The organism is Paenibacillus sp. P4_A7, from assembly GCF_056402455.1.
In genome coordinates, this window is sequence record NZ_JBFUHJ010000640.1 from 1 (window position 1) to 2,346 (window position 2,346).

The 2,346-nt window shown below is 36.7% G+C and carries 2 protein-coding genes; both read right to left on the reverse strand.

Annotated features, from left to right (window positions below; translation table 11 throughout):
* Nucleotides 1-17 precede the first annotated feature (17 nt).
* On the reverse strand, nt 18-770 hold the full coding sequence (locus AC1DWN_RS32295; RefSeq protein WP_477562934.1) for a class I SAM-dependent methyltransferase: 753 nt from the start codon (nt 768-770) through the stop codon (nt 18-20).
* Between the two features lie 322 nt (nt 771-1,092).
* Entirely contained in the window at nt 1,093-1,638 is a 546-nt protein-coding gene (locus AC1DWN_RS32300; protein ID WP_477562935.1) for a GNAT family N-acetyltransferase, read from the reverse strand.
* Between the last annotated feature and the right edge of the window lie 708 nt (nt 1,639-2,346).

Sequence of the window (2,346 nt, forward strand, 5' to 3'; positions counted from 1 at the left end):
ACTCAAGCCCCCAAAGATTATTTACGACGTGAAATCATCATGATTTCCATACTGGTTACCTTTAACGGATTTTCACCAAATTGTCCTGCCTGACAACCATAAGCTGCTTCGACTTCAAATCCTTCAATTTCCATGACTAGTTTTAATTCTCGGAATGTAAAGGCAGTAGTATATATAGATACTTCTTTTGTTTCGCCTTCCGGGCTAATGACTTCTTCTTTATCGACAATCGTGCAAGAGTATGGGTCAAATTGCGACTCATCATTAACTTTTCTGGCCAAATTTAGAGCATTAACAACTGTAAGAACAAATAATGAACCAGATCTTAATGATTGATGGATACCTTTTAGAACCTTTCTATGGTTCTCTTCGCTGCCAGCTAAGCCAAACGCACCTTCGCAAAGACAAATAGCTGCATCAAATTCTTCGTTAAAGGATAGTTCACGAGCATCCGCAACCAAAAACTCTGCATTTAGCTTTTCATTTGTTGCCGCTTGATTGGCGTATTTGATAAATTCTGAAGAAATATCAACGCCTACTGTTTTAATATCACGTCGAGCAAGTTCTAAGCTGTGGCGACCTGGACCGCAGCCGATATCCAAAATCCGATTATTCGGTTGAAGATTCATCAAATCCACCAAAAAATCAACTTCTTGTGTTGTCCCCTTGGCAAATCCGAAATTCAAATAATTTTCACGAATGAAATCTCCGACTTCCTCGTAGAAACCGCCATTATATTCGATACCAGTAACTTTTTTATCAATATTCAATGTTTTTCCCTCCGTGTGTTTGTTACACGGAAGTGAATTAGCAAGAAATCCTAATTATCCTTCCGTGCCTCGAATATTAGTGTTTTTGTTGTTAGGAGTAGTCGCAATCATAAACTCACTCGCTTTCATTTGGATTTAATATAAGGTTAACAAAATTGAAAAAATACGGCAACAGAAAGAATATTTATTAACTCATTCTGTCGAATGATTAAAACTCTCCTGCCCGTTAGCTTAATAAAGAAAGAGGGCAACTGCCGCAGCAAACTGACCCTTATTTGTTCAACTAACGTTACCCGTTAGTTGAACGGAGAACCTTGTTTTCCTATGGATTGTTTATTATTCCATAGTAAATAAGATCTTTATATTGGTCTTCCTTCATGACATGATCTCTTAAAACCCCTTCTTTGATCATTCCTATTTTCTGTATAACTCTGCCAGAAGCTGAATTTGAGTTGAAATGGCGTGCGTATACTTTATGATAGTTCTTTTCAAGAAAGGCAAATTCGATTAAAGCTTCGCCAGCCTCTGTGGCATAACCATTGCCCCAAAATTCTTCTCCAACCCAATAACCAATTTCGCCATTATTAAAGTATTGATTGTGAGATAATGCTATTGCTCCATATAATATTCCTGTAATCTTATCGGTAATTGCAAATTCATATGACCTATTATTATTAAAGTTATCAAGATGATTTTCTATCCAAGATAAAGCATCCTCTATAGAGTACGGATACGGTAGATATAAAGTATCCTTGAAGAGATTATAATTATTACAAAGCTTAGTAACCTCTGATGCATCTGTTGGTTGAAACAGTCTTAACAATAATCTATTAGTAGTGATTGTTTTATTGTGGCTATCATAAGTCAACACTAATCCCCCCATAGGCTTAAAGACTCTACACCCCAATTATTCTACCACATATTGGAACTATTCTGCCCGTTAGTTTAACAAAGAAAAGAGCAACTGCCGTAGCAAACTGCTCCTTGCTCGTTCAACTATAGTTTCCCGTTAGTTTAAATCCAGCCGACCCTGTTATCTACTATAGAATCTAATCCACTTCAGTAGGATGACATTTAATGGATTGGTAACATTCGTTTCCATGTCTTCTGTAGTAGCGCCTGGTTGTGTTACCGAAGCGAATACCGTCGGAAACTCCGACAATATGGTCATCAAGTTTTTCTAAAAATTTCTTTAATTGAACTAAATATTTTTATTATTATTTTAGAGAAACCTTGAAAGAAGTCACTTAGATATTTTTTGACTAGGAACCCTACCAAAGTAAAGAATAGTGAAATAACTATTATAAACACAAATAGTTTTAGCCCTGTTTCTATAGATTCCATTTAAATACAGCGCCTCCTTTACAATTATCATTATAAACTTAACATCCACTTTTAAGCCAATACCTGGCTTCCAGCTGCCATCGTGTTGTTATTGAACTAACGTTACCCGTTAGCATTCCTGTAGAGCGTTAAATTTCCGCTTTGCAAAAAAACGAGCGCCTCGGTACGATGGAAGTACGCAACGGGTCATAGCCCTAAAAATTCCATCATCCAGGAGGACGCTCTATTATGA